The 20284-nt window shown below is 69.9% G+C and carries 19 protein-coding genes and 2 tRNA genes; 14 read left to right on the top strand and 7 right to left on the bottom strand.

The annotated features are described in order from the left end of the window. The first annotated feature begins 100 nt into the window (after nt 1-100). The 7 genes from D7X12_RS06830 (at nt 101) to D7X12_RS06800 (ending at nt 8732) form a co-directional block, all read left to right on the top strand. Nucleotides 101-781 carry an NUDIX hydrolase gene (locus D7X12_RS06830; protein WP_120624444.1) on the top strand — a complete coding sequence of 227 codons (681 nt, stop codon included), beginning with the start codon at nt 101-103 and terminating at the stop codon, nt 779-781. A 78-nt stretch (nt 782-859) separates the two neighbouring features. Next, on the top strand, nt 860-2329 hold the full coding sequence (locus tag D7X12_RS06825; RefSeq protein ID WP_120624443.1) for an MFS transporter: 1470 nt from the start codon (nt 860-862) through the stop codon (nt 2327-2329). A gap of 67 nt (nt 2330-2396) precedes the next feature. Next, nucleotides 2397-3968, top strand: coding sequence for a hypothetical protein (locus D7X12_RS06820; protein ID WP_120624442.1), 1572 nt, complete (start codon nt 2397-2399; stop codon nt 3966-3968). A gap of 45 nt (nt 3969-4013) precedes the next feature. Continuing rightward, the gene (locus D7X12_RS06815; protein ID WP_120624459.1) at nt 4014-4781 is read left to right on the top strand and encodes an HAD family hydrolase; all 768 of its coding nucleotides are present in this window, start codon (nt 4014-4016) and stop codon (nt 4779-4781) included. Nucleotides 4782-4911: 130 nt separating this feature from the next. Further along, nucleotides 4912-6039, top strand: a complete 1128-nt coding sequence (pdhA, locus tag D7X12_RS06810) for a pyruvate dehydrogenase (acetyl-transferring) E1 component subunit alpha (RefSeq protein ID WP_120624441.1) — start codon at nt 4912-4914, stop codon at nt 6037-6039. 56 nt (nt 6040-6095) lie between these two features. Then, nucleotides 6096-7082 (top strand): pyruvate dehydrogenase complex E1 component subunit beta, encoded by a 987-nt coding sequence (locus D7X12_RS06805; RefSeq protein WP_120531808.1) that lies wholly within the window; start codon nt 6096-6098, stop codon nt 7080-7082. Between the two features lie 3 nt (nt 7083-7085). Beyond that, on the top strand, nt 7086-8732 hold the full coding sequence (locus D7X12_RS06800) for a pyruvate dehydrogenase complex dihydrolipoamide acetyltransferase (protein WP_120624440.1): 1647 nt from the start codon (nt 7086-7088) through the stop codon (nt 8730-8732). Between the two features lie 66 nt (nt 8733-8798). Here D7X12_RS06800 and D7X12_RS06795 read toward each other — a convergent pair whose 3' ends face one another. Then, complete coding sequence (locus D7X12_RS06795) at nt 8799-9005, bottom strand: hypothetical protein (protein ID WP_120624439.1); 207 nt, start codon at nt 9003-9005, stop codon at nt 8799-8801. 195 nt (nt 9006-9200) lie between these two features. On the opposite strand from D7X12_RS06795, the gene D7X12_RS06790 reads away from it, so the two are divergent. Beyond that, nucleotides 9201-9461 carry a DUF2795 domain-containing protein gene (locus D7X12_RS06790; protein WP_120624458.1) on the top strand — a complete coding sequence of 87 codons (261 nt, stop codon included), beginning with the start codon at nt 9201-9203 and terminating at the stop codon, nt 9459-9461. A gap of 148 nt (nt 9462-9609) precedes the next feature. Continuing rightward, nucleotides 9610-10767, top strand: a complete 1158-nt coding sequence (locus tag D7X12_RS06785; protein ID WP_120624438.1) for a sensor histidine kinase — start codon at nt 9610-9612, stop codon at nt 10765-10767. Here D7X12_RS06785 and D7X12_RS06780 read toward each other — a convergent pair. After that, entirely contained in the window at nt 10739-11317 is a 579-nt protein-coding gene (locus D7X12_RS06780) for a hypothetical protein (protein WP_167508978.1), read from the bottom strand. The genes D7X12_RS06785 and D7X12_RS06780 overlap by 29 nt on opposite strands. A gap of 72 nt (nt 11318-11389) precedes the next feature. Here D7X12_RS06780 and D7X12_RS06775 point away from each other — a divergent pair, with 72 nt between their 5' ends. After that, nucleotides 11390-12355: a response regulator gene (locus D7X12_RS06775; RefSeq protein ID WP_208718853.1), complete on the top strand. Its 966-nt coding sequence runs from the start codon at nt 11390-11392 to the stop codon at nt 12353-12355. A gap of 159 nt (nt 12356-12514) precedes the next feature. Here D7X12_RS06775 and D7X12_RS06770 read toward each other — a convergent pair. The 4 genes from D7X12_RS06770 to gltX all read right to left on the bottom strand — a co-directional run bounded on the left by D7X12_RS06770 (nt 12515) and on the right by gltX (nt 14690). Then, nucleotides 12515-12586: transfer RNA gene (locus D7X12_RS06770), tRNA-Glu, on the bottom strand. A gap of 76 nt (nt 12587-12662) precedes the next feature. Continuing rightward, a tRNA-Gln gene (locus tag D7X12_RS06765) sits at nt 12663-12733 on the bottom strand. A gap of 60 nt (nt 12734-12793) precedes the next feature. Beyond that, on the bottom strand, nt 12794-13201 hold the full coding sequence (locus D7X12_RS06760) for a hypothetical protein (protein WP_120624435.1): 408 nt from the start codon (nt 13199-13201) through the stop codon (nt 12794-12796). Nucleotides 13202-13247: 46 nt separating this feature from the next. Next, the gene (gene gltX, locus D7X12_RS06755) at nt 13248-14690 is read right to left on the bottom strand and encodes a glutamate--tRNA ligase (RefSeq protein WP_120624434.1); all 1443 of its coding nucleotides are present in this window, start codon (nt 14688-14690) and stop codon (nt 13248-13250) included. Nucleotides 14691-14801: 111 nt separating this feature from the next. Between gltX and D7X12_RS06750 the strand changes: the two genes are divergently transcribed. The 4 genes from D7X12_RS06750 to D7X12_RS06735 are packed head-to-tail and all read left to right on the top strand — an operon-like array spanning nt 14802 to nt 17991. Then, nucleotides 14802-15389 carry a hypothetical protein gene (locus D7X12_RS06750; protein WP_120624433.1) on the top strand — a complete coding sequence of 196 codons (588 nt, stop codon included), beginning with the start codon at nt 14802-14804 and terminating at the stop codon, nt 15387-15389. After that, a complete protein-coding gene (locus D7X12_RS06745) occupies nt 15389-16294 on the top strand; it encodes a myxosortase-dependent metalloprotease, MXAN_2677/MXAN_2678 family (RefSeq protein ID WP_120624432.1) in 906 nt (301 codons plus the stop codon). The genes D7X12_RS06750 and D7X12_RS06745 overlap by 1 nt, the downstream gene beginning before the upstream one ends. After that, on the top strand, nt 16291-17262 hold the full coding sequence (locus D7X12_RS06740; protein WP_120624431.1) for a myxosortase-dependent metalloprotease, MXAN_2677/MXAN_2678 family: 972 nt from the start codon (nt 16291-16293) through the stop codon (nt 17260-17262). The genes D7X12_RS06745 and D7X12_RS06740 overlap by 4 nt, the downstream gene beginning before the upstream one ends. A gap of 9 nt (nt 17263-17271) precedes the next feature. Further along, on the top strand, nt 17272-17991 hold the full coding sequence (locus tag D7X12_RS06735) for an HAD family hydrolase (protein WP_120624457.1): 720 nt from the start codon (nt 17272-17274) through the stop codon (nt 17989-17991). 24 nt (nt 17992-18015) lie between these two features. Here the strand turns inward: D7X12_RS06735 and D7X12_RS06730 are convergent, their stop codons facing one another. Continuing rightward, the gene (locus D7X12_RS06730; RefSeq protein ID WP_120624430.1) at nt 18016-20064 is read right to left on the bottom strand and encodes a TonB family protein; all 2049 of its coding nucleotides are present in this window, start codon (nt 20062-20064) and stop codon (nt 18016-18018) included. Nucleotides 20065-20284: the final 220 nt, after the last annotated feature.

The raw sequence follows: 20284 nt of genomic DNA, 5'->3' as shown, positions 1-20284 counted from the left end.
ACGACTTGAGGACGGCGCAACCTACGGGATCAAGGGTGCACGGGCAAGCAACGCCACCGTGGCACCTCCACCTACCAGTGCAGCAGGAGAGCAGGCAGACATGCGTCCCAGCAGTTCCAATGTGACTGACATCGAGATCATCGAGGACTTCTCCGCCACGGCGCGTTGTGACGAGGGTTTCCTGCGAGTGCGGCGTTTGCGCTGCCGCAACCGGCGCCAGGACGGCACGTCCTCGTCGGTGTACCGGGTGGACGTGGTGGACCGTCCCCGGTTGGACGCGGTCTCCGTGCTCGTCTACCGCCGTGCGTCAGATGGGGGCGTGGAGGTCCTGACGCGGCTGAACCTGCGCCCGGCGGCGTACTTCCGCCGGGAGCAGACGTCGTCCATGACGGTGCCGGACCCGGTGAGCTACCTGCGCGTGGAGGAGATCGTCGCGGGCCTGCTGGAGCCGTCCGACAAGGGCGAGGACGGGCTGCGCCGCCGCGCGGCGGAAGAGGTGAAGGAGGAGGCGGGGTACGGGGTGCGACCGGAGGACATCCAGCTGCTGGGCGGCGCGTTCTTCCTCGCGCCGGGCATCCTGTCGGAGAAGGTGTTCCCGGCCGCGGTGGACGTCACGGGCGTCCCGCAGGGCGAGGTGGAGGGGGATGGCTCTCCTCTAGAGGAGGGCATCCACTTGCAGTGGCGGCCGGTGCAGGCGGTGCTGGAGGCCTGCCGCAAGGGGGACATCGCGGACGCGAAGACGGAAGTCTCCCTCACGCGGCTGCTCGCCCGTCTGGGGTGAGCCAGCTGTTTCCGGGGCGATGAGGGACGGGGTAGGGTGCTCCCCGCTTCCGTCCCCCGTCCAGGTGAGGTTCGTCGCATGCCGTCGTTGCCCCCATGGCTGACCCAGCTGTTGCCCATCGTCATCCTGCTCGGGGCCATTGGCCTGGTGCTCTCGCGGTTGCCGCGCGTGGAGCTGGGGCACAGCGAGGCGTTCCGCCGTCGCCGCTTCTTCAACTGGTTCCCGCTGGGGCTCACGTACGCGTTCCTCTACATGGGGCGCTACAACCTCAACGTGGCCACCACGGCCATGGGTCAGCAGACGTCCAACGCGGACTTCGCGACCATCTTCTTCTGGGGGACGCTCACCTACGGCGCGGCCTTCCTCCTCAACGGCCCGCTGACGGACAAGCTGGGCGGGCGCTTCACCATCCTGCTGTCCGCGGGCGGCTCCGCGGTGGCGAACGTGGCGATGGGCGGGCTCGTCTACGCGGTGCTGAAGAACGGCTGGGCGCCGCCGGGCGGCATCGTGACGTGGCTGGCGGCCCTCTACAGCATCAACATGTACTTCCAGAGCTTCGGCGCGGTCTCCATCGTCAAGGTGAACGCGTCGTGGTTCCACGTGCGCGAGCGCGGGCAGCTGGGCGGCGTGTTCGGCATCCTCATCTCGCTGGGCCTGTACTTCGCGTTCGACTGGAGCCGCTTCATCGCGGACGCGGCGCCCGTGTGGTGGGTGTTCTTCGTGCCCGCCGGGATGCTCGTGGCCTTCCTCATCCTGGACTCGTTCGTCATCCGCGACACGCCGAGCCAGACGGGCCACCCGGACTTCGACACGCAGGATGCGTCCAGCGGTGACACCGGCCCTGCGCCCTCGCTGCCGCAGCTCTTCAAGAAGCTGCTGAGCAACCGCATCATCCTCATCATCCTGGGCGTGGAGTTCTGCAGCGGCTTCCTGCGCAACGCGGTGATGCAGTGGTACCCCAAGTACGCCAAGGCGGTGGGGGAGTCCGGCGCCTTCGTCGCGTCCAACTGGGGCATGCTGTCGTGTGTCGCCGGCATCCTGGGCGGCATGTTCGCGGGCGTCATCAGCGACCGCATCTTCGACTCGCGCCGCGGGCCGGTGTCCACGGTGCTCTACGCGGGCCTGCTGGTGGGCGCCGTGGGCGCGGTGTTCCTGCTGGGCACCCAGGGCGCGGGCTGGTCCGTGGTGTTCATGTCCCTGTGCGTCATCGGTGTGCACGGCATGCTGTCCGGCACGGCCACCATGGACTTCGGCGGCAAGAAGAACGCGGGCGTGGTGGTGGGCATCATCGACGGCGCGGTGTACGCGGGCACGGCCATCCACGCCCTGGTGTACGGGCGCATCCTGCCCACGGGCGAGGCGATGAAGGACCCGGCCAACTGGCGCCCCTGGCCCCTGGCCATGCTGCCCCTGGCCCTGGTGGGCCTGGTGCTGGCCTCGCGGGTGTGGAACGCGAAGCCGCAGCCGAAGGCCGCGCCGCTGCCCGTGGGGGATGTCGTCCCCGGCGCGCTGCCGGGGTCATCCTCTCGTACGGGAACCAACGGTTAGCGGCCAACACCCTCCCTTCGTCCAGGGTGGCTCCCGTGTGACAGGCCTGTGACGTAAAGTGGGGTCTGTGTCCCAGGCCCCTGAAGCGCTCCACAGCCGGTTCGACGTCCACGACCGCAAGCAGTTCGAGATCAAGCTCGAGTACCAGCCGACGGGGGCTGACGAGACGCGCTACCTCGTGGAGGCCTACCTCTTCCTTCCGTCGAGTCTGAACATCGACGCGGAGACGTACCCCCGCGCGGACTTCTACGCGGACATCCACAACTACGTGCGCTTCAAGACGCCGGTGATGGGGCTGTCCGAGATTCTCTCGTCGGAGGGCTCGCCGCTCCTGAAGCTGGAGGCGTGGATGCGCACGGGGCTCGCGCCGGAGTCGGACGTCGTCTACCAGGCGAAGCTGCTGTCGTGCGTGCTGCGGGGCGCGCTGCGCCGGTTCGCCACCACGGTGGAGATGCGCTGCGAGCCGAAGGCCGGCGACGCGGGCCGCGCGGACCTGGAGACGGTGGTGCGCTCGGCGGGGGAGAGCGTGCCGGCGGTGCTGGAGCGCTTCCGCGCGTGGCTGCGCGCCACGGGTGAGGCGAAGCTGCAGGAGAAGACGCGCGCGTCGCTGCGGCTCGTGGACGAGTACGTCAGCCTGCTGGTGGAGCAGTTCTTCCGCCGCGCGGTGGCGGACATGGACGCGCTGCCGCGCTCCGGGCCGTGGCTGCCCCTGCGCAAGGGGCTGATGGAGGCGGTGCTGCGCGAGGAGTCCTACCGCAAGGAGCACCGGCTGCGCAGCGTCCTCAGTCCCACCGGGGACAACGAGGAGTACATGCAGCGGCTGGGCTTCCTGAAGAAGTTCTGCATGAACGTGCTCTTCCTGTCCTCGCGCCGGCGCCAGCGCCGCCAGGGCTGGGAGGAGGTGCTGTTCGCCATCGCCGCGGGCGTGGCCATGGCCTTCGCCACGTCGGTGGCCATCTGGGCGCAGGTGCGCTTCACGCAGGTGAGCCTCAACTTCTTCCTGGTGGCCGTCGTCGGCTACATGATGAAGGACCGCATCAAGGAAGGCCTGCGGCGCATGTTCAGCCGCTTCGCCGCCACGCACCTGTACGAGCGCACCACGGACCTGGTGGACCCCGTCACGGCGCGCGCCATCGGGACGTGCGAGGAGCGGGTGGACTACGGCGCGGCGGTGAAGGTGCCCGCGGGCGTGTCCGCCCTGCGGTTGCACGACGACTTCCTCACGGTGTCCCAGGGGGAGCTGTCGGAGGCGGTCATCCGCTACCAGAAGCGCATCGTGCTGGACGCGCGCCTGCTGCCCCGTTCGGAGCGGGGGCTCACCGGCGTCACGGACATCCTGCGCCTCAACGTGGGCCGCTTCCTGCGCGACATGGACGAGCCGGAGTTCGCGCTGGAGTACGTGGACCTGGAGGACTTCTCCGTGGGGCACATCCGGGGCGCGAAGCGCTACCCGGTGGACCTGGTGTTCCGCTTCACGGTGATGGAGGCGGGGACGCGCAAGGAGTCCGCGCAGCGGGTCCGGCTGGTGTTGGACAGGAACGGCATCCAGCGCATGCAGAACTTCCCGCAGCCCGCCGCCGCCCCGGAGCCCGCAGGGTCCGTGCCCATCCAGCCGGCCGCCTGGCGCGCGGGCGCGTGATTTGATGGCCAGCCCCGCGCCGGGGGCATGTATCTTCCGGCGTCCATGGCTTTTGAAGACCTCAAACGACGCGTGCTGCCGGACTGGCGCGACATCCTCCGGGGCATCCTGGAGAGGGCCCGCTCGCTCGGCCCCCAGGCGGTCCTGGCGTTCGACCTGGACTCGACACTCTTCGACAACCGGCCCCGTCAGGCGCGCATCCTCAGGGAGTATGGGGACGCGCGGGCGCTCGGCCTCCTGTCCGCCTGCGAGCCCCACCACTGGGAGACGGGCTGGGACATGCGCGCCGCCATGCGCGCGTGCGGCCTGGGTGATGCCGACGTGGAGCGCCTCTTCCCGGACGCGCGCGCCTTCTGGCAGGAGCGCTTCTTCACCAGCGCCTACTGCGTCTCCGACGAGGCCATCGAAGGGGCAGGGGCCTTCCTGCAGGCGGTGGCCACCACGGGGGCGCAGGTCGTGTACCTCACCGGTCGCCACGAGGCGATGCGGGAGGGCACCGTGGCGTGCCTCGCCCGCTGCGGGATGGTGACGCCCCCGGGAGAAGGGGGGCGCGTGCACCTGGTGATGAAGCCCACGCTCGCGGAGGACGACGACACCTTCAAGCGCGAGGCGCACGCCCGCCTGGGGCGCATGGGCACGGTGGTGGCCGCGTTCGACAACGAGCCCACCCATGCCAATGACTACCGGCACCGCTTCCCGGAGGCGACGGTCATCCACCTGGCCACGGACCACTCGGGCCGGGCCGTGGAGCTGCGGGATGGCATCGTGTCCGTGCCACATTTTGCACTGGAGGACGTGACGCACCGCGCCTGAAAGAAAGGCGTGGCGGAGGGTGGTTCTGAAAGGCTTTGGAAGTCCCTTTGCCGCGCGCTAAGAGGCGCACGGCGTCGCCGCCCTTTCCCCCTCGGGTCCACAGGGGCGGCCCAGACGGAGGCATGCCGCGGTGGCCAGCGCGTACTCGAAGGACCTGTTGTTGAAGATGTACCGGAAGATGTACCTCCTGCGTCGCTTCGAAGAGCGCGCGGGCCAGCAGTACACGCTGGGGAAGATCGCCGGTTTCTGCCATCTGTACATTGGCCAGGAAGCCGTGGCGGTCGGGTGCAACGAGGCCATCCGTCCGGATGACTACATGCTGTCCGCCTACCGCGACCACGGGCAGCCGCTCGCGCGTGGCAGCGACGCCGGCATGGTGATGGCGGAGCTGTTCGGCCGCGGCACCGGCTACAGCAAGGGCAAGGGCGGCTCGATGCACATCTTCGACATCGAGCACCACTTCTACGGAGGTTACGGCATCGTCGGCGGGCAGATTCCGCTCGCGGCCGGCATGGCCTTCGCGGCGCGCTACCGCAACGAGGACCGCGTCACGGTGTGCTTCTTCGGGGACGCCGCCGCGAACCAGGGCGCGTTCCACGAAACCTTCAACATGGCGCAGAAGTGGAAGCTGCCGGTCATCTACATCTGCGAGAACAACCGCTACGGCATGGGCACGGCCATCGCGCGCACGTCGGCGGTGCCGGAGATCCACAAGCGCGCCTCCGCGTACGGCATGCGGGGCGAGGCCGTGGACGGCATGGACTGCCTCAAGATGTACGAGGCGGTGAAGGACGCCGCGGAGTACTGCCGCGCGGGCAAGGGCCCGGTGCTGATGGAGGCGAACACGTATCGCTTCCGGGGCCACTCGATGGCCGACCCGGCGAACTACCGCAGCAAGCAGGAGGTGGAGGACGAGCGCCGCAACGACCCCATCCCCAAGCTGCGCGAGTACGCGCTGAAGCAGAAGCTGGGGCTGTCGGAGGCGGACTTCGAGGCCATCGAGGAGGAGGAGAAGCGCACGGTGGACGCGGCGGTGAAGTTCGCCGACGAGTCGCCCGAGCCCAGCGTGGACGAGCTGTGGCGCGACACCATCGTGGAGCCGGGTGAGGAGGACGTGCGCCCGCGCGAGCGCGTGCTGGGCGTGAAGGTCACCAACTGGCCGAAGTACCCCACGGGCCAGGAGCTGAAGGTGACGTGGGACCTGGAGCCCCGCGCAGAGGCCGAGGCGGCTGACAAGAAGGCGGGCCTGAGCCGCTAGCGCTCGGTCCTTCCCCCAGGCACACAACCCTTTCGAGTTCGAGTTCGGAGCCGACGATGCCCGAGTTGATGTATCGCGAAGCGTTGAACCAGGCGCTCGCCGAGGAGATGGAGCGCGACGCCAATGTGTTCCTCATTGGCGAGGAAGTGGGTCGCTACAACGGCGCCTTCAAGGTGTCCCAGGGCCTGCTGGACAAGTTTGGCAGCGCGCGCATCATCGATGCGCCCATCAGCGAGCTGGGCTTCACCGGCCTGAGCGTGGGCGCCGCCGCCGTGGGCCTGCGCCCGGTGGTGGAGATGATGACCTGGAACTTCGCCATCCTGGCGATGGACCAGATCGTCAACAACGCGGCCAAGCTGCGCCACATGAGCGGCGGCCAGCTGCGCTGCCCCATCGTGTTCCGCGGCCCGGGCGGCGCGGGCGGCCGGCTGTCCAGCCAGCACAGCCAGTCGCTGGAGGCAAACTACGCGCACTTCCCCGGCCTGAAGGTGATTGCCCCGGCGACCCCGGCGGACGCCAAGGGCATGCTCAAGAGCGCCATCCGGGACGAGAACCCGGTCATCATGTTCGAGGGCGAGCGGCTCTACGCGCTCAAGGGCGAGGTGCCGGAGGGCGAGCACATCGTCCCCCTGGGCGTGGCGGACGTGAAGCGTGAGGGCACCGACGTCACGCTGATCACCTGGAGCCGGATGTACTACTTCTGCATGGAGGCCGCGGAGGCCCTGGAGAAGGAAGGCATCAGCGTGGAGGTGCTGGACCTGCGCACCCTGCGTCCCCTGGATGAAGAGGCCATCCTCAAGAGCGTGCGCAAGACGAACCGCGCCGTCATCTGCGAGGAGGGCTGGGCGCTGGCCGGCATTGGCGCGTCCGTGGTGGACCTCATCCAGTCCCAGGCGTTCGACGAGCTGGACGCGCCCGTGGTGCGCGTCACCGGGCTCGACGTGAACATGTCCTATGCGGCGAACCTGGAGAACGCGACCCAGCCGGACGCGCCCAAGATCATCGCGGCCATCAAGAAGGTCCTGTACCGCGAGGGAGCCTGAGCGATGGCGACGCCCATCCAGATGCCCAGCCTGTCCCCGACGATGAAGGAGGGGAAGATCATCAAGTGGCTGAAGAAGGTCGGAGACAAGATCGCCTCCGGTGACGCCATCGCCGAGGTGGAGACGGACAAGTCCAACCTCGAGGTGGAGGCCTTCGACGACGGCTACCTGCTGCAGATCTCCGTGCCCGAAGGCGAGGTCGCGACGGTGGGGGCTCCCATCGGCTACCTCGGCGCCAAGGGCGAGAAGGTCTCCGGCGGACCGCCCGCCGCGGCCGCGAAGTCCGAAGCTCCGAAGAGCGAAGCCCCCAAGGCTGAAGCCCCGAAGCCCGCGGCCCCGCCCGCGAAGGCTCCGGAGCAGGCCCCCGCCGCGTCCGGCGCGGGTGAGGGGCTTGCCATCCTGATGCCCTCGCTCTCCCCGACGATGAAGGAGGGGAAGATCGTCAAGTGGCTCAAGAAGGAGGGCGACAAGGTCTCCTCCGGTGACGCCATCGCCGAGGTGGAGACGGACAAGTCCAACCTCGAGGTGGAGGCGTACGACGACGGCACGCTCGCGCGCATCGTCGTGGGCGAGGGCGACCTGGCCACCGTCGGTGCGCCCATCGCGTTCCTCACCCCGAAGGGTGCCAAGGCCGGGGCCTCCGCTCCGGCGGTCGCGCCCTCCGCGCCGAAGGCCGCCGCGGCACCGTCCGCACCGCCCGCCGGAGCCCAGGTGGTTCCGCTGCGCCGCGAGCCCGCTCCGGCCGCCAGCGGGGGAGGCCGGCTTCGCGCCAGCCCGCTGGCGAAGAAGATGGCGCAGGAGCGTGGGTTGGATCTCGCGCAGGTGCGGGGCTCCGGTCCGCTCGGGCGCGTGGTGAAGCGCGACGTGGAGCAGGCGCTGGGCCAGGGCCTGGCGAAGGCTCCTGCCCAGCAGGCGGCGCCCGCGGCGAAGAAGGCCGGTGCGCAGCCCGAGGCCCGCGCGTTCGGCACCCGTCCGGAGCCGCAGGCCGTGCCCATGTCCTCCATGCGCAAGGTGATTGGCCAGCGCATGTCGGAGGTGAAGCCCGGCGTGCCGCACTTCTATCTCACCGTCGAGGTGGAGATGGAGGCCGCGGTGAAGATCCGCGAGGAGGCCAAGGCGCTGGACGTGAAGGTGTCCGTCAACGACATCATCGTGAAGGCGGCGGCCATCGCGCTGCGCCGCTCCCCGAAGATGAACGTGTCGCTCCAGGGCGACCAGGTGCTGCACTACGGCACCGTGGACGTGGGCATCGCGGTCGCCATCGAGGACGGGCTCATCACGCCCGTCATCCGCGACGCGGACCTCAAGGGCCTGCAGACCATCTCCGCCGAGTCCCGCGACATGGCGGAGCGCGCCCGCAAGCGCGCCCTGAAGCCCGCCGAGTACACCGGCGGGTCGCTCACGGTGAGCAACCTGGGCATGTACGGCATCGACCAGTTCATCGCCGTCATCAACCCGCCCCAGTCCGCCATCCTCGCGGTGGGCGCGGTGGCGGAGAAGGCCGTGGCCCGTGACGGCCAGGTCGTCGTGCGCAAGGTGATGACGGTGACGCTGTCGGGTGACCACCGCGTCATCGACGGGGCCACCGGCGCGGAGTACCTGCGCGAGCTGAAGGGCCTGCTCGAGCACCCCACGCGTCTGCTGTTCTAGCGGTCGAGCCGCCCACCCACCCCCTCGCCCCCGTGCGTCCTGCACGGGGGCCAGGGACGGTGCTGGCTACTCCCGCGTCGGCTCGTCCGACTCCACGTCCTTCTCCAGCTGACGCTGCGCGTCGGTGACGCTCGCCTGCTCGGAACGCTTCGTGCCCGTGGGCAGCTCCTCCTCATGCTCCTGGGAGCGCCCCTGGATGCCGGGCCACGGCTCCGGGCGGGTCGCCTGGACGTGCTTCACGGGCTGCGGGTCCTGCTGCTTCTTTTTCGCCATGGTGTCGCTCCTCCCCCGCGCGAGCAGGGCCTGAAAGGGGACTTCCTGGCGGTACGGTGGGATGTCCGGCGTGGAGCGGCCACCCGGGGGGATGTGGGTGGGAGGCGCTCGCCTGCCTGACTCCCTTCGGATGACGAAAAAAGACCAGCAGCCGGCGCGGTTCGCTGCTTAACTTCTGAGCCAATGAACGACGACATGACTCGCGAGCGCCTGGGACTTGGACTGCGGGAGGTGGAGCCTTCGCCGGCTCCGTTGGCCCCGGTGGTGTCCCTGGCGCACTCGCTGCAGCAGGCGCTTCAGGGCGCGGTGTTCCCCCTCACCGCGGAGCAGCTGACGTGGGTGGCGCGCGAGAACGAGGCGCCGTCGCACGTGCTGTCGCAGCTGGGCGCGCTGCCCCGGGGGCGTTTCCCCTCCGTGGAGGCCGTGGTCCACGCCGTCGAGGACCTCACCGCCTGAGTCGGGCGCTCCCCTTCGGTGTACCCCTCGAAGCCCACCTCCGGCCCTGGGTACAACGTACCCCCAGGCGCGCGGTCGGAGGTGCGCGTTATCTTCGGCGCGACCAGCCTGTCTTCCGGATGAGGAAGCCACGGTCTGGAGGAGCTCCATGAACGCCTCGGACCTGCCCGCCGTGCTGTACGTGGACGACGACGCCCTCAACCTGAGGGTGTTCGACGCCAACTTCGGGCAGCGGTTTCGCATCTTCCGGTGCTCGTCCCCCAACGAGGCCCTGGCGCTGCTGGAGCAGCGGCGTGGGGAGATTGGCGTGGTGCTGTCGGACCAGCGCATGCCGGGGATGACGGGCGTGGAGTTGCTGGAGCGCGCCCGCACCATCGCACCGGACGCCAAGCGCATGCTCGTCACGGCGTACGCGGACATGCAGGCCGTCATCGACGCCGTCAACCGCGGCCAGGTGACGCGCTACTTCGTCAAGCCGTGGGATCGCGCGGAGTTGCTGGCGGCGCTGGAGGACGCGCTCAAGATCGCCCGGCTGGAGCTGCGCATCCGCGAGGTGGAAGGCCGGATGATGAAGTCCGAGCGTCTGGCCACGCTGGGGCAAGTCACCGCGGGCATCGCGCACGAGCTGATGGGACCGGTGGGCTACCTCACGCAGAACGTGTCCTCGCTCCAGCGCGACATGCACTGCGTGGTGCAGTACGTGTCGCGCCACCTGGCGACGGATCCGGACGCGGAGGTGTCCTCCACCATCGAGGACCTGCCGGCGCTCATCAAGGACCTGTCGGAGGGCGCGGGCCACCTGCGCGAGGTGGCGCTGGGCCTGCGCGCCCAGGCGCGCGGCGAGGACATGGAGGCCACCGCGGACGTGGCCGAGGTCGTCTCCTTCGCGGTGAAGCTGGCGCGAGCGGAGGTGCGGGACAAGGCGCGGCTGTCGAGCAACGGCGACCCCGTGCGCATCGTCTTCGGGCCGGTGAAGCTGTGCCAGGTGTTGCTCAACCTCATCGTCAACGCGGCGCAGGCGATGGAGGGCACGGGCCGCCCGGGCCGCATCGACGTGAAGTGGGCGGCGCGCGAGTCCGAAGTGGTGCTGTCCGTGGTGGACAACGGGTGCGGCATCCCGCTCGCCCTGCAGGAGCGCGTGTTCCAACCGCTGTTCACCACGAAGCCCGTGGGCATCGGCACGGGGCTGGGCCTGTCCATCTGCAAGGAGCTGGTGACGCAGTTCGGAGGTCAGCTCCGCCTGTCGTCCACGCCGGGTGAGGGCACGGAGATCGAGCTCATCTTCCGGCGAGCCCCGCCCCCTTGAGCCCGAAGGCGTTGTGCAAGAGGCGCCACACCCGGTGGAGGGTCTCCCCCTCCGAGGGCCGCACGTCCCGCACCAGGAGTGCGCGCCGGGGCGCCGCTTCGGGGCCGTACTCCACCACGAGTGAGTAGCCGCCACCCGGCGGCTGCACGATGTGCACCGCGCGCACGTCGTCGAAGGGCAGCGTCTCCGTGCGCGCGGCCCCCGGCGCCCACGCGAGCGTCTCCAGCCGCAGCGACTCCGTCTTGAAGTGCAGGACGAAGCGGCGGCGCTTGAGCTGGGCCTCCAGGAGGAGCGCGCCCGCCACCAGGGCCCCCGCGAGCAGGAGCAGCAGGGCCGCGGCGCCCGGTGTCCGGGCGGTGTCCAGGACGAGCAGCACCAGGCCCACCACCGTCGCCACCCCGGCGAGCCCCAGGCAGAGCGACGGCAGCAGCCTCAGCATCCAGGGCGGCGGCAGGGACTCACCCACCAGCCGCCCGCCGTCGTAGAACAGCCGCACGTCGCCCAGCAGCGGCGGCACCCGGTTCTCCCGGAGCGCGTCTTCGAAGCTCACTGCGCGAGCATAGGCGCACCTCCCGTTTCCCACCCTCGAAGTTGGACGTGAGCTGTGCGATCCTCCCAATTCATGGATCTCCCGTTCGAGACCGGCGAAGGTGATGGGGAAGGGCGGGGGACGCTCGCCTCGAAGGTGCTGCTGGTGGATGACGAGCCGGTGGTGCTCGACATCTGCGTGCGCCTCCTGGGGCGTGAAGCGGACCTCGTCGTGTCCCCCGTGGGCAGCGCGGAAGAGGCGCTCGTGCTCTTGAAGGACCAGCGCTTCGACGTGCTGGTGACGGACAAGAACCTGCCCGGCATGGGCGGCGTGGAGCTGATCGCGGAGGCGCGCCGGATGCAGCCCGCGCTGGAGGCGGTGATGATCACCGCCTACGCCAGCTCCGAGTCCGTCATCGCCGCCTTCGCCGCCGGCGCCAGCGACTACATCCTCAAGCCCTTCGACGACCTGCGCGTGCTGCGCGCCAAGGTGCGCGCCGCGCTGGAGCGCAGGACGGAGCGCGTGCGCACGCGCAACGGTGCCCGCGAGGTCGCCCGTCAGGCCGCGGCGCTGCTGGACGCGGGCCGCGACGCGCCGGAGCCCGCGCACGTGGCGCTGGAGACGGAGCTGCGCAACTACGAGGAGACGGTGCGCCTGGGCCAGCACGGCCACGTGGCGGTGGTGGGCAGCAGCGAGGCCGTGAAGGTGCTGCAGGACGCGCGCTTCGAGGTGGTGGACCTGCCGCCGTACTCGCCCCAGTTGGAGGGCGCGGACGTGGTGGTGGTGGAGACCGGAGACCCGCAGTGGCGCACGCTGGCCGAGCGCCTCCAGGGCGGCTCTCCCGACGTGGTGCTCCTGGCCGGCGCCGACGCCGACCTGAGCGACCTGCTGGAGGCCATCACCCTTCGCATGGACCTGGTGGGCTACGGGCAGACCAACGCCGCCCGCGTCCTGCCGGAGAAGGTGCGCATGCTGCTGATGCGCCGGGGCATCCAGCGGGCCCAGGAGCGGCTCACCGCCGCGCTGGACACCTTCCGCCAGAGCATCACGGCGGCCTGAAGAGGGCAGGGCGAGGATGCCGAGCTTCGGAGCTTCGAGGCCGGGCCTCGGAGCTCGGCCTCGGAGCCTCTGGGGGCTTCGAGGCCGGGAGGCGCCCGTGGCATCCCAAGCCCGCAAAAGCGAAACGCCCACCTTCTTTTCAGAAGGTGGGCGTCTCAGTGACCCTGCCGGGATTCGAACCCGAGTTTGAGCCGTGAGAGGGCTCCGTCCTAACCACTAGACGACAGGGCCGGCTTTCCTACAACCGCGCCTTTGATGCCGACGCTTCCTACATTTTCTGGTTGCTGACGTCAACCAGGAACTTCAGCTGGGGAACTAGGATTCGAACCTAGATAAGCAGAGTCAGAGTCTGCTGTCCTGCCGTTAGACGATTCCCCAAGAGCTGCGGGACCTGCGACTTCGGGCGCTTCTACTACCCACTTCTCTGCTCGACTTCAACTACTTCGTTTTCCTGACCGGCTTGGTGTCCTTCTTCGCCGGTTTCGTCGTCCCCTGCGCCGGGACGACGTAGATGCGAACCTCTTCGTTCGCCTCGTAAATGTTCAACCCTTCGAAGTTCTTCCCCGACGGGTTGGTGATGTGCACCGCCTTGACGCCCGGCTGGTTGACGATCGACCGCCTCGGGTAGCTCGAGGACGGGTAGACCGTCTTGTAGTAGTCGAGCGTCGCCTCGAAATCGCGCGATGCCCGGTACCGGTTCTCGCCCACCTTCTGGGCGCCATCCGGGAGTTGGGCGCCGTTCACCAGCTCGGCGCCCGACGCCGTTGCCCAGAGGGCCAGCAGCACGGCCCCGAGCGGGCGCGCCTTATAGAAATGGGATCGGAGGCTGTCAAGCGGTCGCGTCATCGCCGGCCAAGATAGGGCCCGGCGTGGCCCGCGTCCACCGTCAATCTCACCCGCCGCGCGCGAGCGCCGCGTCGATGCGCCGCAGGGCTTCCTCGCGCCCCACGAGCAGCAGCGTCTCCCCGATGCCGGGGCTCGTCGTGTTGCCGGTGATGGCGACGCGCAGCGGCTGGGCCACCTTGCCCATGCCCACGCTGGCCGCCTCGCTCACGGCCTTCACCACGCCGTCCAGCGGCTCCACCGTCCAGGCAGGCAGCGCTTCCAGCTTTTCGCGGGCCTGGCGCAGGAGTCCCAGCGAGTCGGCGCCCAGGTGCTTGGCCGCGGCCTTCTCGTCCAGGGTGACGCCGGTGCGGAAGTAGATGGACGCGGTGTTCGCCATCTCGTCCAGCGTACGCGAGCGCTCGCGCAGCGCGACCACCAGCGGCTCCAGGCGCGCGTCGCCCCGGGCCTGGAAGCCGCGGGCCTCCAGGAAGGGGACCAGCCGCTCCGCGACGAGCGCGGGGGGCAGCAGCTTGAACCACTGCTGGTTGAGCCACTGGAGCTTCTCCGGGTTCCACACGCCGGAGGTGCTGCCCACGCCGTCGAAGTCGAACCACTCCACCATCTGCTCGCGGCTGATGACCTCGTCGTTGCCGTGGCCCCAGCCCAGGCGGACGACGAAGTTGAGCAGGGCCTCCGGCATGATGCCGGTGCGCGCGTGGAGCATCACGTCCGCTTCCGGGTGCTTGCGCTTGGAGAGCTTCTCGCGGTCCGGCCCGAGGATGAGCGGCAGGTGCGCGAAGGCCGGCGGCGTCCACCCCAGCGCCTTGTAGAGCATCAGCTGCGGGAAGGTGGAGTTGATGTGCTCCTGGCCGCGCGCCACCAGGGTGATGTCCATCAGGTGGTCGTCGATGACGCAGCCGTAGTTGTAGAGCGGGATGCCGTCCGCGCGCATCATGACCCAGTCATCCAGGTCCGAGTACGGCTTGGTGATGACGCCCAGGACCTTGTCGTCGTACGACACCTCGCCGTCGCCCGTGGGCATGCGGAAGCGGATGACCGCGTCCTCCAGCTTCTTGCCGGCGGGCGGGGCCGTCAGCCCGTAGCAGGTGCCCTCGTAGCGGTAGGCGCGGTTCTCCTTGTCCGCCACCTCGCGACGCAGCGCGATCTCCTCGCGGGTGCAGTAGCAGCGAAAGGCCTTGCCCTCGGAGATGAGCTGGTCGGCGTGGGCGCGGTAGGTGTCCAGCCGCTGGGTCTGGAAGTAGGGGCCGTAGGCGCCCTCCTTGCCGGGGCCTTCATCCCAGTCCAGGCCCAGCCAGTTCAGGCCGTCCAGGATGGCCTTGACGGACTCCGGGGTGGAGCGCTCCTGGTCCGTGTCCTCCATGCGCAGGATGAAGGTGCCGCCGTAACGCCGCGCGTAGAGGTAGTTGAAGAGCGCGGTGCGGGCACCTCCGATGTGGAGGTATCCAGTAGGAGACGGAGCGAAGCGGACGCGGGGTTTGGACGGGGCCATGGACAGGCGCGCGATAGCAGGAGGGAGACACGAGGGTCAACGCAAGCCGCCCCTCTTGTCCGGTGCGCTCTTGAAAGCCTGAGGATAGGCTGGGCCGCCAAGGAGACTTTCATGTCGATTCGACACGCAGTTCGCACGCTGGTGCTGGCCGCCCTGCTCGGGGGGCTTCCGGTGGGGGCCACCACGATGCTGCGCGCGGACCTTCCCCAACTGGCGCAGGCGTCCGACGCGGTGGTGCAGGGCGTCGTCCGGCGCGTGCAGAGCCGTTGGAGCGGGGACAAGCTGCGCATCGTCACCGACGTGGAGATTGAAGTCACCGAGTCGCTCAAGGGGCAGCCCGGCGGCACGGTGCTCGTCACCCAGCCGGGCGGCCGGGTGGGCGACATCGGGCAGGTGGTGAGCGGTCTGGCGGCGTTCTCCGAGGGCGAGGAGGTCGTCGTCTTCCTGGAGAAGAAGGGCGCTTCCGCGTTCCGGCTCGCGGGCATGGCGCAGGGCAAGTACCAGGTGCAGCGGTCGGCCTCCGGCACCCGCGCGATGGCGGTGCCGGCGCCCACCGGGGACGCGACGCTCATTGATCCGAAGACGCGCCAGGAGAGCGTGTCGTCCGCGAAGCCGGTGACGCTCGAGGAGCTGAAGACGGCCATCCGCGCGGCGCTCCAGGCGCAGCAGGGCGCGCCCGCGACGAAGGGGACGAAGTGATGGGCGCGCTCGCGTCGTGGGTGGTGCTGGCGATGGCGCTGGGACAGAGCTCCGCGCCGTACGTGCGCAGCCGGGTGTCCCCGGGGGATGCGTCCACGCAGTGTCTGTACTGGACGCAGTCGCGCATCGTCTGGCAGCAGAGCACCGTGGGCAACCAGCGGGTGACGAACCACACGGAGTTCAAGGCCATCTCCGACTCGTTCCAGAGCTGGCAGGACATCTTCGCCAGCTGCGGCAACCTGACGCTGGAGGAGGGGCCGCGGGTGAGCAGCCGGAAGGTCGGCTACGAGCGCACCGGCAGCAACATCAACCTCATGCTCTTCCGCTCTCGCAGCTGCCGGGAGGTGGTGGACCCCAGCGACGCGTGCAACAACCTGGACACCTGCGCGAACACCTACGACTGCTGGGATGACAGCAACGGCACCATCGCCATCACGCTCACGACCTACGACGAGCGCACGGGCGTCGTGTACGACTCCGACATCTCCTTCAACGCCGCGCAGTTCAACTTCACCACCGGCAACGGCGGGCCGTGCGGCATCGTGGCCACGCCGGACTGCGTGGAGACGGACGTGCAGAACACGGCCACGCACGAGGTGGGCCACTTCGTGGGCCTGGACCACACGCTGGCCACCGGCTCCACGATGAACCCCAGCGCCCCCCCGGGAGAGACGGAGAAGCGCACCATCGACACCGGCTCCAGGGACTTCGTCTGCGCCGCGTACCCCAAGGGCAGCGCGACCAAACCCTGCATCCCGCTGCCGGACACCGGCAATGGCGGCGGAGATGGGGACGAAGACGAGGACGGCGGCAGCTGCGCCGCGGCGTCGGGAGGCCTGGCCGTGCTGCCGCTCCTCGCCGCCGCCTCGCTGTTCGCGCGCCGCCGCCGCAGGGGTGGGCGGTGAGTCGTCGCCTGCTGCTGCTGGCGGTGCTCCTGGGCGCGGCGGCGGCGGGCGCGCAGCAGGACTACAAGCGCACGTTGGTGCCGGGCCGGCCGCTGTGTCTCGTGTGGCCGGGGCGTGACTACGTCTACCACCTGGACGCGGCCGGCAGCACGCGCACGCCCGGGGACACGGAGTTCGCCGCCATCGAGGCCGCCTTCGACGCGTGGCGGAAGCTGTCCGCGACGTGCAGCGACTACCGCTTCATCCGGGGCGAGGACTGGCGGCAGCGGGTGGACATCGGCTACGACAAGGAGCACCCCTTCGACAACTACAACGTCGTCACCTTCCGCGAGCGCGACTGCCAGGACGTCGCTCCGGCCGACGACGCGTGCTGGGAGGAGGAGACGTGCGGCAACGTGTACCAGTGCTGGTCGCACGGGGGGGCCACCATCGGGCTCACCACGTCGTCGTTCAGCTTCAGGGACGGGCACGTGGTGGACTCGGACATCGAGCTCAACGCGGCGGAGACGGACTCCGGCCCCATGTTCTTCTTCACCACCGTTGACGGTCCCCCGTGCCAGGGCGTGCCCGCCACGAACTGCGTCGCCACGGACGTGCAGAACACCATGACGCACGAGATTGGCCATGTCGTCGGCCTGGACCACGTCTTCAACACGGGCTCCACCATGGAGAACACCGCGGATCAGGGGGAGACGTCCAAGCGCGTCATCGACCCGGGCTCCGCCGCCGGGTTCTGCTCGGCCTATCCTCGCGGCCTGCCCCCCACCCAGTGCCGCATCCCGGAGGACCCGGGCCTCAAGCTGGTGGCGGACGGGAAGGGTACCGGCTGCGCTGCCACCGCCGGGGGCCCGGCCTTGGCCCTCGTGCTGCTGTGGGCGGCGGGGCTCGCGCGGCGTCGCCGGAGCGGGCGGGCAGAGGGGCTGGCGTCCGGTGCGCGAGAGGCTGCCGTGGACGCGCCGCGCGGTTAGACTGTGAGCGTGGCTGTCGCCTTCTTCGACCTGGACCGGACGCTGCTCGCCGCCAACTCCGCGTCGCTGTGGGTGCGTCGCGAGCTGGCGCTGGGGCACATCACCCGCTGGCAGGCCCTGCGCGCCAGCCTGCTGCTCGCCCGCTACCACCTGGGGTTCGTGGCGATGCAGGACGTGCTCGTGCGCGCCACCGCGCTGCTCACGGGCTCCGACGCGCGGGACCTGGAGGCGCGCTCCGCCGACTTCTACACGGAGCTGGTGCGCGGCCAGTACCGGCCGGGCGGCCTGCTCGCCCTGGAGGCCCACCGGGAGGCAGGCGACCGGCTCGTGCTGCTGACGTCGTCCTCGGGCTACCTGTCCGACCTGGTGGCGCGCGAGCTGCGCCTGGACGGCGTGCTGTGCAACCGCTTCGAGGTGGACGCGGCGGGGCTCCACACAGGCCGCGCGCTGGGGCCCATCTGCTTCGGCGAGGGCAAGCGGCTCTACGCGGAGGCCACCGCGAAGGAGGCGGGCGTGCCGCTGTCCGCGTGCGCCTTCTACACGGACTCGTACTCGGACCTGCCGGTGCTGGCGGTGGTGGGGCGCCCCGTGGTGGTGAACCCGGACCACCGCCTGCGACGCGAGGCCCGGCGGCGGGGCTGGCCGGTGGTGGACTGGGGCGTGCCTCCGGGAGGCGCCGCCCCGTCCGTCCCACCCTCACCGCCGCTCTTGCCCTCCACCGGTCCCTAAGGACGCGGTGGAGGTGCTGCTTCTTCAGCGGCGCGGAGCGACGAGGCGCATGGTGAACGTGTAATCCACGTTCACCGGGCGGCCCTGGTACTGGATGGGCTTGTAGAGGCGGGACTGGAGCGAGTCGAGCACCGCCCGGTCCATGTGCTGCACCATCTTCAGGATGCGGCAGTTCTCCACGCGGCCCTTGGTGGTGATGGTGCAGCGCACCGCCACGAGCCCCTCCGCCTTGGTGGCGAGCGCCTCGCGCGAATAGGCGATGGTGCGCCCCTCCTCCAGCATCACCGGCCGCTCCATGGCCTCGTTGAAGGGGATGACGGCGTCGGCGCGGATGGGCGCGAGCGCGCCCGTCGTCAATGACGGCACCGCGAGGCTGCCCGCGGCGCTCACCTGCGTCGTCGCGGCGGACGCGCCCAGCGAGCCCGCGGACTTGTCGCTCACCGCCGCGGGGACGACCGTGCCGGACGTGCTCGCCTGCATCATCACCGGCGCGGCGAGTCCGCCCTGCGTCACCGGGGCCAGGTTCTCGAAGTCCTCGGGCGTGGAGGCGTTGGCCAGCTCCACGCGGCTGGGACGGTCGGCACCGCCCCGGCGCTTCGTCAGCTTCTGCGACAGCACCACCTCGCCGGAGCCGCCGGTGACGACCGTCTCCGTCTGGTAGCCCTCCAGCACGAACGACAGCTCCGCGGTGATGCTGCCCTCGCTGCCCAGCGGCAGCTCCAGGACGAAGGGCGTCGTGCCCCGCTCCTTGCCCCTGTAGAAGACGCGCGCGCCGGACGGCTGGCTCATCAGCCGGAAGCGCACCTTGCCCGCGCCGGGCGCCACCGGGGCCTCCGCCACCGGGGCCTGCGGGGTGGGCGCCGCCACCTGCGTGGATGCCTGCGCGGGCTTGTCCTCCGAACCTCCGCGCAGGAAGAGCATCATCGTGCCGACGAGCCCCGCCACCACCACGCCACCGAGGCCGCCCATCAGCAGCGTGCGCTGGCGGGCGCGCTGCACGTCGCGCGGCACCTCCACGCTGATGTCCATCTCCAGCCCGTCCGCCGCGTCGTTGTTGCCCACGTTGGAGAACAGCGGCGAGGCGTAGGGGCCCGTCGTCGGCGGAGAGGGGTAGGGGCCCGTGGTGCTCGTGCCGCCCATGCGGCGGAACACGCCGCTGCTGCCGCCCGCGGACATGTGCGCCTCGCGCAGGCCCTCCAGCAATTCGTCCATCGTCTGGAAGCGCCGGGCAGGGTCCTTCTCCAGACACCGGCGGACCACCATCTCGATTTCCGGCGGCACCGCGAGGTCCGGGCGCACGGCCTGGAACGTGGGAGGCGGCTCCTTGTAGTGGGCGAAGATGAGCTCGATGTGATCGCGCGCGATGAACGGCGGGCGGCCCATCAGCATCTGGAACAGCATGATGCCCAGCGAGTACACGTCGCTGCGCGCGTCCGCCACGTTGCGCGCCTGCTCCGGCGCCATGTACTGCGGCGAGCCCAGGAACGTGCCGTTCTGGGTGATCTCCGGACTCACCGGCCCCTCCTGGGGCGCCACCGACTTCACGAGCCCGAAGTCCAGGACCTTGACGAGTTCCTGATCCGACTCGCTGAGGATCATGATGTTCGCGGGCTTCAGGTCGCGGTGGATGATGCCCAGGCTGTGCGCCTCGCGCAGCGAGCGGCACACCTGCTGCGCCACCGACACCGCGCGCGCCCACGGCAGCGGGCCCACCTGGCCGAGCACCTGCGCGAGCGTGCGACCCTCCAGGTACTCCATCGCGATGTAGTAGATACCGTCGTCCGTCTGCCCGTAGTCGATGACGGTGACGGTGTTCGGATGCCGCAGCTTCGAGGTCAGGGACGCTTCACGCAGGAAGCGCTTCTGGAAGCCCGGGTCGCGGCTGCTCGGGAAGTTGGGGTTGAGCACCTTCAGTGCGACCACCCGCTCAAGCGGTGCCTGCAGGGCCCGGTACACCTTGCCCATGCCGCCCACACCCAGGGGCTCCAGAATGCTGAAGCGGCCGTTCAACGTCCGGCCGATGAGCGGATCCGTTCCCGGCGCCTCGGGACTCGGGGAATCGCTCTTGATCATTCGTGTCCCCTTGAAGCAGGCAGCATGGTTTCTCCGTCAAACGCGACAGGTGTTCATCCAAGCACAACTCCACGGTCGCGCGCACCCCATGGGGGTCGGTTATCCACCACGTCGGGGCATCTGCGACCCTGCCCCCGGGGGGCAGGCGGAAGGAGGGAACTTCCGCCTGCCCCGCATTGCGTTGGGAGGGCCTCCCGGTTTACCGTTTTTATCCCTGCCT

Source organism: Corallococcus sicarius (assembly GCF_003611735.1).
GTDB lineage: Bacteria > Myxococcota > Myxococcia > Myxococcales > Myxococcaceae > Corallococcus > Corallococcus sicarius.
The sequence above is the reverse complement of the archived record's forward strand: the minus strand, read 5'-3'. Positions and strand labels throughout refer to the sequence as shown.

What these genes read in the sequence shown, in the direction of transcription:
- D7X12_RS06830 (WP_120624444.1), top strand. Translation starts at nt 101, where the DNA reads ATGCGTCCCAGCAGTTCCAATGTGACTGACATCGAGATCATCGAGGAC.
- D7X12_RS06825 (WP_120624443.1), top strand. Translation starts at nt 860, where the DNA reads ATGCCGTCGTTGCCCCCATGGCTGACCCAGCTGTTGCCCATCGTCATC.
- D7X12_RS06815 (WP_120624459.1), top strand. Translation starts at nt 4,014, where the DNA reads ATGGCTTTTGAAGACCTCAAACGACGCGTGCTGCCGGACTGGCGCGAC.
- D7X12_RS06805 (WP_120531808.1), top strand. Translation starts at nt 6,096, where the DNA reads ATGCCCGAGTTGATGTATCGCGAAGCGTTGAACCAGGCGCTCGCCGAG.
- D7X12_RS06800 (WP_120624440.1), top strand. Translation starts at nt 7,086, where the DNA reads ATGGCGACGCCCATCCAGATGCCCAGCCTGTCCCCGACGATGAAGGAG.
- D7X12_RS06795 (WP_120624439.1), bottom strand. Translation starts at nt 9,005, where the DNA reads ATGGCGAAAAAGAAGCAGCAGGACCCGCAGCCCGTGAAGCACGTCCAG.
- D7X12_RS06790 (WP_120624458.1), top strand. Translation starts at nt 9,201, where the DNA reads ATGACTCGCGAGCGCCTGGGACTTGGACTGCGGGAGGTGGAGCCTTCG.
- D7X12_RS06785 (WP_120624438.1), top strand. Translation starts at nt 9,610, where the DNA reads ATGAACGCCTCGGACCTGCCCGCCGTGCTGTACGTGGACGACGACGCC.
- D7X12_RS06775 (WP_208718853.1), top strand. Translation starts at nt 11,390, where the DNA reads ATGGATCTCCCGTTCGAGACCGGCGAAGGTGATGGGGAAGGGCGGGGG.
- D7X12_RS06760 (WP_120624435.1), bottom strand. Translation starts at nt 13,201, where the DNA reads ATGACGCGACCGCTTGACAGCCTCCGATCCCATTTCTATAAGGCGCGC.
- gltX (WP_120624434.1), bottom strand. Translation starts at nt 14,690, where the DNA reads ATGGCCCCGTCCAAACCCCGCGTCCGCTTCGCTCCGTCTCCTACTGGA.
- D7X12_RS06750 (WP_120624433.1), top strand. Translation starts at nt 14,802, where the DNA reads ATGTCGATTCGACACGCAGTTCGCACGCTGGTGCTGGCCGCCCTGCTC.
- D7X12_RS06745 (WP_120624432.1), top strand. Translation starts at nt 15,389, where the DNA reads ATGGGCGCGCTCGCGTCGTGGGTGGTGCTGGCGATGGCGCTGGGACAG.
- D7X12_RS06730 (WP_120624430.1), bottom strand. Translation starts at nt 20,064, where the DNA reads ATGATCAAGAGCGATTCCCCGAGTCCCGAGGCGCCGGGAACGGATCCG.